This window comes from Eubacterium sp. 14-2 (assembly GCF_000403845.2).
In the GTDB taxonomy this organism is placed as follows: domain Bacteria; phylum Bacillota; class Clostridia; order Lachnospirales; family Lachnospiraceae; genus Petralouisia.
Genome location: NZ_KE159567.1, coordinates 1485530 through 1500036 on the forward strand (window position 1 = coordinate 1485530; position 14507 = coordinate 1500036).

Annotated in this window: 10 protein-coding genes; all 10 read left to right on the forward strand. The window is 44.9% G+C overall.

Features of this window, described 5'->3' with window-relative positions:
* The first annotated feature begins 17 nt into the window (after positions 1-17).
* Entirely contained in the window at positions 18-1391 is a 1374-nt protein-coding gene (locus tag C805_RS14015) for a hemolysin family protein (protein WP_016214518.1), read from the forward strand.
* Positions 1392-1558: 167 nt separating this feature from the next.
* Positions 1559-2287: a YebC/PmpR family DNA-binding transcriptional regulator gene (locus tag C805_RS14020; RefSeq protein ID WP_016214519.1), complete on the forward strand. Its 729-nt coding sequence runs from the start codon at positions 1559-1561 to the stop codon at positions 2285-2287.
* 415 nt (positions 2288-2702) lie between these two features.
* Positions 2703-4451 carry a methyl-accepting chemotaxis protein gene (locus C805_RS14025; protein WP_016214520.1) on the forward strand — a complete coding sequence of 583 codons (1749 nt, stop codon included), beginning with the start codon at positions 2703-2705 and terminating at the stop codon, positions 4449-4451.
* A 488-nt stretch (positions 4452-4939) separates the two neighbouring features.
* On the forward strand, positions 4940-6226 hold the full coding sequence (locus C805_RS14030; RefSeq protein WP_016214521.1) for an O-acetylhomoserine aminocarboxypropyltransferase/cysteine synthase family protein: 1287 nt from the start codon (positions 4940-4942) through the stop codon (positions 6224-6226).
* Positions 6227-6277: 51 nt separating this feature from the next.
* Positions 6278-7732 carry a glycogen synthase GlgA gene (gene glgA / locus C805_RS14035; RefSeq protein WP_016214522.1) on the forward strand — a complete coding sequence of 485 codons (1455 nt, stop codon included), beginning with the start codon at positions 6278-6280 and terminating at the stop codon, positions 7730-7732.
* Between the two features lie 125 nt (positions 7733-7857).
* Complete coding sequence (locus tag C805_RS14040) at positions 7858-8565, forward strand: ClpP family protease (protein WP_016214523.1); 708 nt, start codon at positions 7858-7860, stop codon at positions 8563-8565.
* A gap of 36 nt (positions 8566-8601) precedes the next feature.
* Entirely contained in the window at positions 8602-8901 is a 300-nt protein-coding gene (locus tag C805_RS14045; RefSeq protein ID WP_016214524.1) for a hypothetical protein, read from the forward strand.
* A 218-nt stretch (positions 8902-9119) separates the two neighbouring features.
* Entirely contained in the window at positions 9120-10376 is a 1257-nt protein-coding gene (locus C805_RS14050) for an AAA family ATPase (protein WP_016214525.1), read from the forward strand.
* Positions 10369-11037 (forward strand): HNH endonuclease family protein, encoded by a 669-nt coding sequence (locus tag C805_RS27020; RefSeq protein WP_016214526.1) that lies wholly within the window; start codon positions 10369-10371, stop codon positions 11035-11037. Before C805_RS14050 ends, C805_RS27020 begins: the two co-directional genes overlap by 8 nt.
* Before the next feature lie 74 nt (positions 11038-11111).
* Positions 11112-14471, forward strand: a complete 3360-nt coding sequence (locus C805_RS14060; RefSeq protein ID WP_016214527.1) for a PD-(D/E)XK nuclease family protein — start codon at positions 11112-11114, stop codon at positions 14469-14471.
* Positions 14472-14507 lie beyond the last annotated feature (36 nt).

A 14507-nucleotide genomic window follows, 5' to 3' on the forward strand; every position in this document is an offset into this window, starting at 1 on the left:
AAAAGGAGTAGAAAGGAATGGACGATGGCGGGAGTCCGGTCATAGGACTGATAGTATTTTTTTTGTTGGTGGCAGTAAACGGAGGTCTGTACGGATTTCTGACGGCTCTGGAGGAAATTTCGGAGAGCCGGGTGGCAAAACGGGCGGAGGAAGGCAGTAAACAGGCTGTCTGGCTGCTGAAGGTAATGGATTCGCCGTATAAGACCAGACATACCATACAGATCATGGTAACTTTTGTCAGCGGTGTGTTTGGAATTTATCAGATTCGCCTTCTGGGAAATATTCTGATTCACAGCTTTCTGAAACAGGGAACAGAGCCGGTGCTCAGGGTTCTGTGTTTTGGACTGGCGGCGGTGGCCGGAATTTTCCTTTTTGCGGTGATGGGAATTATCGCTCCACAGAAAATTGCTGCCAGACGACCGGAACGATGGCTGTTTGCCCTGGCAGGCATCATTCATGGAATTACAGATATCCTGAAAGTATATATGTATCCGGCAGAAAAGCTGTCCAATCTGGTGGTAAGGCTTGCAGGCATGGACCCCAATGCCAGCTTTGATGATGTGACGGAGGAAGAAATTATTTCCATGGTAAAAGAAGGGCATGAGCAGGGGGTACTGCAGGCCAGCGAAGCAGAGATGATTCACAATATTTTTGCTTTTGACGATAAGGAAGCCAGGGATATTATGACCCATCGGAAGCATGTGGCCGCCATTGAGGGAAGAATGCAGCTTAAGGATGTGCTGGAATTTATTCTGGAGGGAAGCAATTCCAGATTTCCGGTATATCGGGAGGATATTGATAATATTATCGGTATCATACATATGAAGGATGTTATGATAGAGAGCCGGAAGGGAGAACGTCTGGACTGGGCGGTGGAAGATATTCCAGGCCTGGTGCGGGAAGCGGTTTTCATTCCGGAGACGAGAAATATCAACGATTTGTTTAAGGGGATGCAGTCCAGAAAAAATCACATGGTAATCGTGGTGGATGAATACGGACAGACAGCCGGAATTGTGGCTATGGAGGATATTCTGGAAGAAATTGTGGGAAATATTTTTGACGAATATGACGAAGAGGAAACCATGATTGTCAGCCAGCCAGACGGCAGCTTTCTGATGAATGGTATGGCCCCCTTTGACGAGGTATGTGCAATTCTGGAGATAACGCTGGAAGGAGCGGAATATGAGACGCTGAACGGATTTCTGATTTCACTGATTGGAAAAATACCGGGAGAAAATGAACAGTTTGAACTGGACAGCCAGGGATGGCGTTTTCAGGTATTTTCCGTAAGGGACAAGATTATTCACACGGTGAAAGTCACAAAATGTCCGGAGGCGGAAGAAAAGCAGTCAGCAGAATCTTGCCAGAACGGCGGGAACGTGGTAAAATAGCAAAATATAAAGTGAACGTGTGTATTTTGCTGAAACAGACAGGATTTTCAGCAGGTATGCGGATGTCAGGCAGTTATGCCCCAGAGTGACGTTGCTGTACCCGGAGCGGGCAGTGATACACTGACAGCAGGAAACAGCAGAAAAAGAAACAGAAAAGAGGAAACCATATGTCAGGACATTCTAAATTTGCCAATATCAAGCACAAAAAAGAGAAAAATGATGCGGCAAAAGGAAAGATTTTTACAATTATCGGAAGGGAACTTGCAGTTGCGGTAAAAGAAGGCGGACCTGATCCGGCCAATAACAGCAGACTCCGGGATGTGATTGCGAAAGCCAAGGCAAATAACATGCCCAATGATACCATTGACCGAGGTATTAAAAAGGCGGCCGGGGATGCCGGGTCTGTCAATTATGAATTTGTATCTTACGAAGGGTACGGACCCAACGGAACGGCTATTATCGTAGATGCTCTGACTGATAATAAAAACCGTACTGCTGCCAATGTAAGAAGCGCATTTACCAAAGGATACGGAAACGTGGGAACGCCGGGATGCGTATCTTACATGTTTGACAAAAAGGGACAGATTATCATAGATAAGGAAGAGTGTGACATGGACGCCGATGATCTGATGATGACAGCCCTGGATGCGGGAGCAGAAGATTTTTCCGAAGAGGAAGACAGTTTTGAAGTTATCACTGATCCGGATGTTTTCAGTGAGGTACGTCAGAAACTGGAAGAGGCGGGAATTGCCATGGCCTCCGCAGAAGTTACCATGATACCCCAGACCTGGGTGGAGCTGACAGACGAGACAGCCATTAAGAATCTTCAGAAAACCCTGGACCTTCTGGAAGAAGACGATGATGTACAGGCAGTATATCATAACTGGGACGAGTAAAAAATCACCGCTCGCGAGTGATTTTTTACGAGGACCTGCTTACAGAAGCGATAGCTTCTGTAAGGGGGACGCCGCCTGGGAGTGATTTTTTACGAGGACCTGCTTACAGAAGCGACAGCTTCTGTAAGGGGGACGTTGCCTGGGAATGATACTTTACGAGGACCTGCTTACAGAAGCGACAGCTTCTGTAAGGGGGACGCCGGTTTCTGTAAAAAGGATATGATATGCTGGTATTTTTTTACAGGGACCTGTTTCCGGAAGCAATTTTAAGAATTTTGGTAGACAGATTACAATTAATCTATTATAATTTAATACATGAAATAAAATAACAAAACTATAGAATCATGAACAGCCCATCTGCCATGCGGTGCAGAGGCAGCAGATGGTTGTTATGATGAAGTATAGGGGGATAAAGATGCGAAATTTAAAGATCGGCACAAAACTTTTAGTAACATTTATGATCATTATCGTTATGTTCTGTACGACAGTGGCCACAGCCATCTCAGGTCTGCGGGAAAATGAGGAAAAGTATTCTGAATTTTATAAAGTAGGGTATCAGATTACCCATAAAGTTATGAGTATGCGCCGCGGACTGCAGATTATTGTTAAAGACCTTTCTTTTGTTACCATTGCGGATGATGAAGAGAAAATTGAGTCTTATCTGGCAGACATGGATAAGGAAATGGCTCTGCTGCAGGAGAACGGGGACTGGCTTTTCAGCCATTTTACCGGTGATGCGGAACTGCTGAATACCTTTGCTGATCAGATTACAGAAGCGGTGGAGTTGCAGGAATCTGTAATCAGTACCAGCAAGGTGAATATGGATGCGGCCAGAACCATGCTGTTTGATGAATATCAGCCTCTGGTGGACGGTGCTGTGGATACGCTGATACAGATCAGTACGATTGCAGAAGAAAACGCGGAGAAAGACTATCAGGAGACCACAGAAATGCAGAAAACGCTGATTAACCTTCAGCTGGGGCTGGCAGCAGGAGCACTGGTCATTACTCTGATTCTTTCTTTCTATCTGACAAGAGCTATTACGAAACCCCTTCGTGAGGTGGAAAAGGCAGCGGAACAGATTGTGGAAGGTCATTTTGATATTGATGTTACATATAAGTCAAAAGATGAACTGGGCAGTCTCGTAAAAACGTTTAAAAATATGACTGATATTCTGGAGGATGTTATTTCAGATGCTTCCAGACTGTTAAGTGAAATGGCGAATGGTAACTTTGACGTGCGTACACATGCGGAAGAACGTTATGTGGGAGAATTCCAGGGGCTTCTGTTATCTATTCGTAAATTAAACCGTGATCTGAGTTCCACACTGGGACAGATCAACCGCAGTGCGGATCAGGTGGCATCCGGTTCTGACCAGGTATCCATCGGTGCTCAGGCTCTTTCTCAGGGTGCTACGGAGCAGGCGGCTGCAGTGGAAGAACTTGCAACTACCATTGCAGGTATTTCCCATCAGGTAAAAGATACTGCAGATAATGCTTTACTGGCCAGAGACCAGTCAAGTGCTGCCGGTGATGAAGTGGAAGTATGCAATAATCAGATGCAGGATATGATGAATGCCATGGAAGAAATTACCCGTACTTCCAATGAAATCGGTAAGATTATCAAAACCATTGAAGATATTGCTTTTCAGACCAATATACTGGCACTTAATGCTGCTGTGGAGGCGTCCCGTGCCGGAATTGCAGGAAAAGGCTTTGCAGTTGTGGCAGATGAGGTTCGTAATCTGGCCAGCAAGAGTTCTGCGGCTTCCAAGGATACAGCAGAGCTGATTGAAAGTTCTATCAAGGCTGTGGCCCGCGGTACGGAAATTGCAGATTCTACCGCTCAGTCTCTGGTGAAGGTAGTGGAAGAAGTCCGCACAGCTTCCACCAAGGTAGATCAGATTGCAGATGCAGCCGAAGACCAGGCAAGCGCTATCGAACAGGTAACACTGGGTGTAGACCAGATTTCCAGCGTGGTACAGACAAACTCTGCAACTGCAGAAGAGAGTGCGGCAGCCAGCCAGGAGCTTTCCAATCAGGCAGAGATGCTCAAGGAACTGGTGGCAAAATTCATTTTGCGTGCAGAATATGCCATGGGATCTTCCAATACAGACGGATATGGGAATGCTCCATCATCTGTCAGTCATATAGATTTGGATTAAAAGCAGAAAAGGGGCTGTTACACCTGATGGTGTGGCAGTCTTTTTTAATTCTATAGGAAATTCCTCTGGATTTCCTATAGAATTGAAAACAATGATGTGCAGCTCGCGGGGGCGATGTTTATTGCTGCGTAATCCATTCCGCACCCTTCATTGTAATCAACTGTTCCGGCGATCAAGTTTTCCTCTAATACAGAAACATCTTCTTTGGCAAATCCGTAAATCCAGTTGTCATCATAATCATTTACACGATATTTGCGTCCGTGTAATACCAGCGTTTAGTTCCTGTAACGCCATCAACAGATTCTACGGCATTAACAAAATCAGTATTTAGCAAATTCTTTTGCTGTAATCCTACAAGGAAATTTACAGGAAAAGGGAAGAAAGTATGGCATATATTTGACAAATGTGCTAAAATTGTATAAAAGAAATTTCTGGCAGCCATCTGCAATTGGAAAAGATGGCTGTACATATGCAGGAGGAAGCGGCACATGAGTAATTACCAGACAGAGACAAAATGCATTCAGTCCGGCTGGCATCCGAAACGGGGGGAACCCAGGGTGCTTCCCATTTATCAGAGTACCACCTTTAAGTATGATACCAGCGATCAGATGGGCAGACTGTTTGATTTGGAGGACAGCGGATATTTTTATACCAGATTGCAGAATCCTACCAACGATGCGGTTGCAGAGAAAATCTGTGAACTGGAAGGGGGTGTGGCAGCTATGCTTACATCTTCCGGACAGGCTGCAAATTATTATGCAGTATTTAATATCTGCGAATCAGGAGACCATATGGTGTGTTCTTCCACAGTTTATGGGGGAACCTTTAACCTGTTTGGAGCAACTCTGAAGAAGCAGGGGATAGAATGTACTTTTATAGATCCGGATGCAGGAGAGGAAGAGCTTGCACAGGCGTTCCGGCCCAATACAAAGCTGCTGTTTGCAGAGACCATTGCGAATCCTGCACTGGTGGTTCTGGATATTGAGAAATTTGCAAAGGCGGCTCACGAACACGGGGTTCCCCTGATTGTGGATAATACCTTTGCGACTCCCATCAATTGCCGGCCTTTTGAATGGGGTGCGGATATTGTTACGCATTCCACCACCAAATATATGGACGGCCATGCCATGTGTGTGGGCGGATGTATTGTGGACAGCGGGAATTTTGACTGGAATCAGTACAAAGATAAATTTCCGGGGCTGACTCAGCCGGACCCCACTTATCACGGAATTGTTTATACGGAGAAATTTGGGAAAGGGGCCTATATTACCAAGGCGACTGCCCAGATTATGAGAGATCTGGGCTCCATCCAGTCTCCTCAGAATGCATTTTTGCTGAACGTGGGTCTGGAGACCCTGCATCTTAGGATGCCCAGACACTGTGAGAATGCCGCAAAAGTGGCGGAATTTTTAAACAGCCATGAGAAAGTGGCATGGGTAAACTTTGCAGGGCTGAAAGACAACAAATATTATGAACTGGCTCAGAAATATATGCCGAATGGTACCTGCGGTGTGATTTCCTTTGGATTAAAAGGCGGCAGGGACGTATCGGTGGAATTTATGGATAAGCTGAATATGATTGCTATTGTCACCCATGTGGCGGATGCCAGAACCTGCGTGCTCCATCCGGCCAGCCATACCCACAGGCAGATGACAGATGAGCAGCTTGTGGAAGCTGGTGTGGCGCCGGATCTGATTCGTCTGTCTGTCGGAATTGAGAGTGCAAAAGATATCATTGAAGATCTGGCACAGGCACTGGAGACAATATCCTGCTGAGCAGGAAATGTTTGAAAGATACAGAAAATAACCGATTTTGGAGGAGTAGCTATGAGAAAAATTCTGTTTGCAGCATCAGAGTGCGTACCTTTTATCAAAACAGGAGGACTGGCCGACGTTTGCGGTGCACTTCCGAAAGAATTTGACAAAAATGACTGGGATATCAGAGTGGTAATCCCGAATTATACCTGTATACCGGAAAAATGGCGGAATCAGTTCGAGTATGTGACTCATTTCTATATGAGCTGCGGAAGTTATATTCAGAATAAATATGTGGGGGTCCTGCGGTATAAACTGGATGGAATCACCTATTATTTCATTGACAACCAGGAATATTTTGACTGCTTCCTGCCTTATGGTGATATCCGGTTTGATGTGGAAAAATTTGTATTTTTCGATAAAGCGGTACTTTCCATGCTTCCGCTGATTAATTTTCAGCCGCAGATTATCCACTGTCATGACTGGGAGACCGGTTTCATTCCGGTTTACCTGAGAACAGAATTTCAGGGAGACATGTTCTTCTGGGGCATGAAGTCCATTATGACCATTCACAATCTGAAATTCCAGGGAATCTGGGATACCAAAACCATGAAGGGTCTGACCGGGTTCCCCACGGATTTGTTTGTGCCGGATAAGCTGGAGTTCAAAAAAGATGCCAATATGTTAAAAGGCGGACTGGTATACGCAGATTATATTACCACAGTAAGCGATACCTATGCACAGGAAATACAGACCAATTACTATGGAGAAGGGCTGAACGGCCTGCTTTCCGCAAGACATATGGATATGCAGGGCATTGTCAATGGAATTGACTATGATGTTTATAATCCGGCAACGGACGGAAAACTTTATGTAAATTATGATGCTGAGAGCCACAGGAAGAAGAAAGCACTGAATAAAGAGCGGCTGCAGCAGGAGCTGGGACTTGCAGTGGATAAGAAACGTTACATGATCGGACTGATTTCCCGGCTTACGGACCAGAAGGGCCTGGATTTGATTAATTATGTGATTGAGCGTATTATTGACGATTATACTCAGCTTGTTGTGATTGGAACAGGAGACGCACAGTATGAAAATATGTTCCGTCATTTTGCCTGGAAGTATCCGGATAAGATTTCAGCTAATATCTGTTATTCCGATGATCTGGCCCACAAGCTGTACGGCGCGGCAGATGCTTTCCTGATGCCCTCCAGATTTGAACCCTGCGGACTGACCCAGATGATTTCTTTCCGTTATGGAACTATCCCCATTGTACGTGAGACCGGCGGACTTAAAGATACGGTTCAGCCTTATAATGAATATGATAATGTGGGAGACGGATTCTCCTTTACCAACTATAACGGCGAGGAGATGCTGAACATCATCAACTATTCCAAACATATTTTCTTTGATAAGAAACGTCAGTGGAATCAGATGATAGACCGTGCCATGGCAAATGATTATTCCTGGAATGCTTCCAAGTTCCGCTATGAGGGACTGTACAAATATCTGATGGGCGAGTGTTAGGAATTTCATAAAAAAATCATTGCCTCTGAAAGGCATACAGTTTCCTGTATAAATTTCCATGCAAATTCCCATACTAATGCAGAATAAGAAAATTATGCCATCTGCATACAGGAAAGGGAATTTGTATGGAAGAGAATTTAAAAAAACAGGAAAAAGAAAAAAATGAAAATGAAGAAATCAAAGATATGGGGCAGCTTACCCTGGAACAGGGAGAATCCAGACACAGGATTCATCTGCTTTCCATAATAGGAGAGATTGAGGGTCATGAGACTCTTTCACCCAATGCCAAAACTACCAAATACGAACATGTGCTGCCGAAGCTGGCATCCATCGAGGATGACAGCAGTGTGGACGGAGTGCTGGTGATTATCAATACCGTAGGCGGAGATGTGGAATCGGGCCTTGCCATTGCAGAGATGATTGCTTCTCTGAGCAAGCCTTCCGTTTCCCTGGTACTGGGCGGCAGTCATTCTATCGGAGTTCCTCTGGCAGTTTCCACCGATTATTCCTATATTGTTCCCACAGGAACTATGGTGATACATCCGGTACGTCTGAACGGTCTGGTAATTGGAGCGCCTCAGACTTATGATTATTTTCAGCAGATGCAGGACAGAATTACAGGTTTTGTGGCCAGTCATTGTTTTGCCACTCAGGAACAGCTGGAAAAAATGATGATGAATACCAGTATGCTCACCAAAGATCTGGGAACCATACTGGTGGGCAGCCAGGCAGTGGCAGAGGGCATAATCAACGAGGTGGGCGGTATTGACGAAGCCATGCGAAAACTGCATCAGATGATTGATGAAAAGAAAGAGAACAGTGAACCTGCGTGATAAAACGCAGAAGAGAGTAAAGGACAGGTGACGCATATGAAGAAGTATAAAAGAGCTTCTCTGGAAATTGAAGCCGTGGAGTATGAGCTGGGGAAAGGGATGGAGGATGGCTTTATGCCATGGACTTCTGTGGTAACCATCGGTTGGATTTCAACAGAAAAATTAATCAAAATTACCCGTGAAGACGGTGTGGTGGTGTGTCCCTTTGTTCAGAACCGGAGAGGCCTTATTTTCCTGAGAGAGGGAGACTATATTATACAGGAAAAGGATATGGAGCGTCATGTGTGCGGAAAGGATAAGTTTTTTAAACGGTTCCTCCCGATAGAAGAAGCATAGTTTCATATATTACTCCGGCGGTTCATGAGAAGATCTGACCGCCGGAGTAAATATATCTGTTTTGTAACATTCCGGGCAAATGGAGCAGTTTCGTCAGATTCGGCTGTTTGTCCGGATTTTGTTGTATAATATTTGAGGAAAACGATGTATCGCCCGATGGTTATGGTATAATAAATGATGTTGGGCAAAGAGCGTAAAAACAGAATGGGAGAGTTAGTATGGAACAGCTGTTTATAACAAATCTGACAATCAGGAATGTCAGGCATTTAAAAGATGTTTCTATTCCATTATCATCAGAGCAGAGAAAGCATCTGATTATGACAGGCAAAAATGGAAGTGGGAAAACAAGCGTAGTGGAAGCGCTGGCAGAACATTTGAATCATGTCTTTACAGATCAGAACTTTGGACTGAGAGAAGCAGGGCTACGTGCAGCAGAGGAGTTAAGAAGTAAGGCTGTTCAGAACGGGGAAGACAGGGATAAACTTTTACAACTGGAGAGAAGTGTCAAACAGCAGACAAAATTTTTGGAGGACAGCAGAAAGGGACTGGAAGTACAATTTAATCATAAATCAGAAAGTATTATTGCGCTCTCAGAAAAATATCATTATATTTTAGCATATTATCCGGCAGACAGAATATTTCAGGCAGAACAGCCGAAGCATGTTGAAAAGGTACAGTTTAAAGATTACTATGAGTTGCAGGAATTTCCCCGTAATGAATTTGTGAAATATTTATTAGACTTAAAAATGACAGAGGCACTGGCGCGAAGTAATAAAAAGGCGGAAAAAGCAGATGAGATTGGGGTGTGGTTTGAAAAGTTAGAACAGCTTTTGAAACAGATATTTGATGATGAGACAGTACGAATAATATTTGATGAAGATACTTTTGAATTTCACATTTTACAGCAGGGAAAAGAGCCTTTTGATTTTAACACCTTATCCAGTGGATATCAGGCAGTATTGGATATTGTGCTGGATATCATAATGCGAATGCAACATCAGACGAAACGTTCTTTTGATTTTAATCTTCCTGGAATTGTACTGATTGATGAAATTGAAACACATCTGCATCTGGAATTGCAGAGAAATATTGTTCCGTTACTGACAACCGTTTTTCCAAACATTCAGTTTATTATGACGACTCATTCACCTTTTATATTAAACAGTCTGGAAAAGGTTGTGATTTATGATTTGGAGAATCATTTTCTGGTTGAAAACGGACTGGATGATGTACCATATGATGGTATTGTGGAAGGATATTTTGGCGCCGAAAAAATGTCCGGTATTTTAAAAGAAAAATTTGAGCGGTATAAAACTCTTACAGGAAAAAAGAATCTGACGGACGATGAATTGTGTGAAATTGCAGAAGCAGAGGTATATCTGGATGAAATTCCTGATTATCTTGCCATTGGGATTGCAACAGAATACAGGAGACGGAAGCTGGAATTTAACAGTCGGGAGGAAACAGATGGTTAAAGTGAGGCGTTCTTTTCCTGCACCGGAATCTCTGGCAGAAGAAGCCAGGAAAAAAACAGGAAGATATGATAAGCCGGATGTGATAGAACGTCTGAAAAAGGATTTTCATAATAAATGTTACATTTGTGAGATGAAAGAATTACAGGATCCAAATGTAGAACACCTGCTTCCCCATAAAAACGGGAAATATCCGGAGCGGAAATTTGACTGGGAAAATCTTTTCTGGTCATGTGCACATTGCAACAGTGTGAAAAATAACGAAAAATATGATACAGGAATTATAGATTGCTGTAAACAGGATCCGGAGAAGTGTCTGAATTTTCGGATTGAAAGTGAAGATGTGGAAATTAGTGTGAAAAATTTTGAGGATGAGCTGCAAAGAAGAACAGCTTCATTAACAGAGGAGGTTTTTTCACTGAAAAATACCGGGATGAGGACGTACACCAGTGATATGAGACTGAAACTGCTCCAAAAGGAAATGAATGTTTTATACAGACAGCTGGAAAAAATACATAATAATCCTGAATCCAAAATAGCAGGAAGAACCATACGCAGTTTGCTGAGACGAGAATCTGCGTTTGCAGCATTTAAAAGATGTTATGTACGGGAACATGCTGCAGAATATCCGGAGTTGCAGCAATATGTAGAAATAGAAAGTTAGAATATAAATTTCTGTTTTCTCCTGAATCAGGAGTATCAGATTACAAAGTCAACCCATTACAAAGGAGAATACCTATGTCCCTGCAGTTGATTTTCGGAGGCTCCGGCAGCGGAAAATCCGATTATGTATATGAAAAAATTTTAGAGCAGTCCGGGCGGGAACAGGACCGAACCTTTTTTGTTCTGGTGCCGGAGCAGTTTACCATGCAGACCCAGAGGGAGTTGGTAAGGCGCCAGGAAAACCACAGCATTATGAATGTGGACGTGGTAAGTTTTCCAAGGCTGGCCTGGCGGATTTTTGACGAGCTGGGAATGGATCATGTAAATATTCTGGAAGAGACCGGGAAAAACCTGCTGCTGCGCCGGGTGGCGGAGGAACAGCAGGAAAATCTGCAGCTGATCAAAGCCAGCATGAAGAAAACGGGATATATCAGCGAGGTGAAATCAGTGATTTCTGAGCTGACCCAGTACCGAATCCTGCCGGAGCAGCTTGACATTTTTGTGCAGGATGAGGAACAGTCTCCACTGTTCCGCTATAAAATTCAGGATATCCAGACCATGTATCAGGGATTTGTGGATTATCTGGAAGGACGGTTCATCACAGCAGAGGAACTTCTGGAAGTGCTGGCGCGGGAAGCAGGAAAATCCTGGATTCTGAAGGATTCCGTACTGGTTCTGGACGGTTTCACCGGATTTACGCCGGTACAGTATCACTTACTGGAAACGCTGCTGAGACTTACAAAGGAAATTCAGGTGACCATAACACTGGATGAGCGGGAAGACCCTTTCCGCTGCGAAGGCATTCAGGAATTATTTTACATGAGCAAAAAAACAGTCGGAACGCTTCTGAAAATTGCAGAGGACAACCGGATTGAAGTGAAGGAACCCTGCTGGATACGCCATACACAAAGGAGCCGTTTTTCCGGCTCTCCGGCGCTTTTGTGGTTAGAGCAGAACCTGTTCCGGCCTAAGCCAGGCGCCTGCTGCCGGGATGTGAGTCAGGAAATAAAACTGTATTCTCTGGCAAATCCCAGACAGGAGCTGCAGTTTATTGCCAGGGAAATCCATCGGCTGGTGCGGGAACATGAATATCGTTACAAAGATATTGCCATCGTGTGCGGAGACGTGGAAATGTACGGGAATTATGCCGGAGAAATTTTTGATATATACGAAATTCCCCTGTTTCTGGATGCCAGAAAAAATATAGTATTTCATCCCATGACAGAATTTTTAAAACAGTCTCTGAGTCTCATAGAGCAGGATTTTTCCTATGAGGCGGTATTGGGCTATCTGCGGTGCGGCCTTTGCGGCTGGGATGTGGAGGACGTGGATTTACTGGAAAATTATCTGCTGGCAGAGAATATCCGCGGATTGAAAAAATGGCAGAAATCCTGGGTGCGGCGGGGGCCGGTGCAGTGTCAGGAAGAACTGGAACGTATCAATGGACTGCGGGCCAGACTGGTGGAAGAATTTGAACCTTTATGGGAGGTTTTTCATAAAAAAGAGGGGAAATATCACACCGTTCTGGAATCATCCAGAGCCCTGTATCTGCTGCTGTGCCAACTGGAGGTGGAGGAGCAGTTAAAAGAGTATGAGGAGCGTTTTCAGGCAGAAGGAGAAACCGCCCTGGCAAAAGAATATGCTCAGATTTATAAGATTGTCATGGATTTGCTGGATAAAATGGTGGAACTTCTGGGAGACGAGCGAATGAGTGTCCGGGAGTACCGGGAGATACTGGAGGCAGGACTGGAGGCTGCCGCGGTAGGCATTATTCCGCCGGGATATGACAGAGTGGTGTTCGGTGACATTGAGCGGACCAGGCTTTCAAATATTAAAGTGCTGTTTTTTGCAGGCGTCAATGACGGGCTGATTCCAAAAGCAGCGGAGCATGGGGGGATTATTTCCCAGGCGGACCGGGAATGGTTTGCAGCCCACGGCATGGAACTGGCTCCCACAGACCGGGAACGGAGCTTTATTCAGAAATTTTATTTATATCTGAATCTCACCAAGCCTTCGGAAAAACTCTATATCACCTGGTTTCGGGTCAGCCAGGACGGTAAAGAAACCAGAAAATCCTATCTGGTCAGCGCAATTCTGAAAATGTTTCCGGAGCAGAATCCTGTGCGGGTGGAGGAAACCTTTGGCCTGCAGCAGATTGTCACGCCGGGAAGCAGCCTGAAATTCTTTGTGGAAGGGCTGAAACTGGCCAGAAAGGGAAAGATTTATCCGGAATGGAAAGGGCTGTATCAGTGGTATATGAGGCAGGAGGCCTGGAGGGAAAAGCTGCTTCCCTTTCTGGATGCGGTGTTTTATCAGTATCAGTCCAGGCCCATGGCTCCGGAAATTACAAGGGCCCTGTATGGTACGGTGCTGGAAAACAGCGTAACACGTCTGGAACAGTTCAGTGCCTGTGCTTTCCGGCATTTTCTCCAGTACGGACTGAAGCTGGAGGAGCGCAGGCTGGGAGAATTTGCCCCTGTGGATATGGGAACCATGTTTCATGAAGCGCTGGAGCGGTATTCTCATCACATGGAGCAGGCCGGTTACCACTGGTTTGACGTGCCGGAGGAAGTGGAAGAAGAACTGATGAATCAGTCCATCGAAGAAACACTGGGAGCAGGATTTGACAGTATGCTGTTCCAGGAAGCCAGGACTGCGTATCTGGTGGAGCGGATGAAAAGGATTCTGAAGCGTACCGTCCAGGCCATTGCAGAACAGATAAAAACCAGCCATTTTTCACCGGAAGGCTATGAGATATCCTTTTCCTTTGCCCAACATCTGGATGCGGTGAATTTTGTCCTGAGCGAGGAAGAAAAAATGCGTCTGCGGGGACGGATTGACCGGATTGACACGAAAAAGACAGAACAGCAGGTGTATGTGAAGGTGGTAGACTACAAATCCGGAAACCGGGAATTTCAGTTATTGTCTCTGTATCACGGACTGCAGTTACAGCTTGTGGTATATATGAATTCGGCAGTGGAGCTGATGAAACGAAAATATCCCGGGAAAGAAGTGGTTCCGGCCGGAATGTATTACTACCATCTGGACGATCCCATGATAGACGGAACAGGAACCATGACGGACGGGGAAATCCGGGAAAAAATACTGGAAGAACTGAAACTGAAAGGAGTTGCCGGGGAAGAAGAGGATGGAAGCGTCAGCAGAAAAGTAAAAAAAGCCGGAAAAGAGGAATTTCAGATATTATCCCGGTATGTGAACCATAAAATCCAGGATATCGGAAGGAAGATTTTTGATGGGGAAATCGGAGCGCAACCCTACCAGCTTGGTGACCAGACCGGCTGCGATTACTGTCCTTATCACGGAATCTGCGGATTTGACAGCGCATCTTTCGGCTGTGATTACCGGAAACTGGAAAATATCCGGGAGGAAGAAGAAATTCTGGAGAAAATGCGCCGCAGTCTGGAAGAAGGATAGCTGCCGGCACATGGAAAAAGGAAAGGAGAGACAGAA

What these genes read in the sequence shown, in the direction of transcription:
- C805_RS14020 (WP_016214519.1), top strand. Translation starts at nt 1,559, where the DNA reads ATGTCAGGACATTCTAAATTTGCCAATATCAAGCACAAAAAAGAGAAA.
- C805_RS14015 (WP_016214518.1), top strand. Translation starts at nt 18, where the DNA reads ATGGACGATGGCGGGAGTCCGGTCATAGGACTGATAGTATTTTTTTTG.
- C805_RS14050 (WP_016214525.1), top strand. Translation starts at nt 9,120, where the DNA reads ATGGAACAGCTGTTTATAACAAATCTGACAATCAGGAATGTCAGGCAT.
- C805_RS14045 (WP_016214524.1), top strand. Translation starts at nt 8,602, where the DNA reads ATGAAGAAGTATAAAAGAGCTTCTCTGGAAATTGAAGCCGTGGAGTAT.
- C805_RS14060 (WP_016214527.1), top strand. Translation starts at nt 11,112, where the DNA reads ATGTCCCTGCAGTTGATTTTCGGAGGCTCCGGCAGCGGAAAATCCGAT.
- C805_RS14040 (WP_016214523.1), top strand. Translation starts at nt 7,858, where the DNA reads ATGGAAGAGAATTTAAAAAAACAGGAAAAAGAAAAAAATGAAAATGAA.
- C805_RS14025 (WP_016214520.1), top strand. Translation starts at nt 2,703, where the DNA reads ATGCGAAATTTAAAGATCGGCACAAAACTTTTAGTAACATTTATGATC.
- C805_RS27020 (WP_016214526.1), top strand. Translation starts at nt 10,369, where the DNA reads ATGGTTAAAGTGAGGCGTTCTTTTCCTGCACCGGAATCTCTGGCAGAA.
- glgA (WP_016214522.1), top strand. Translation starts at nt 6,278, where the DNA reads ATGAGAAAAATTCTGTTTGCAGCATCAGAGTGCGTACCTTTTATCAAA.
- C805_RS14030 (WP_016214521.1), top strand. Translation starts at nt 4,940, where the DNA reads ATGAGTAATTACCAGACAGAGACAAAATGCATTCAGTCCGGCTGGCAT.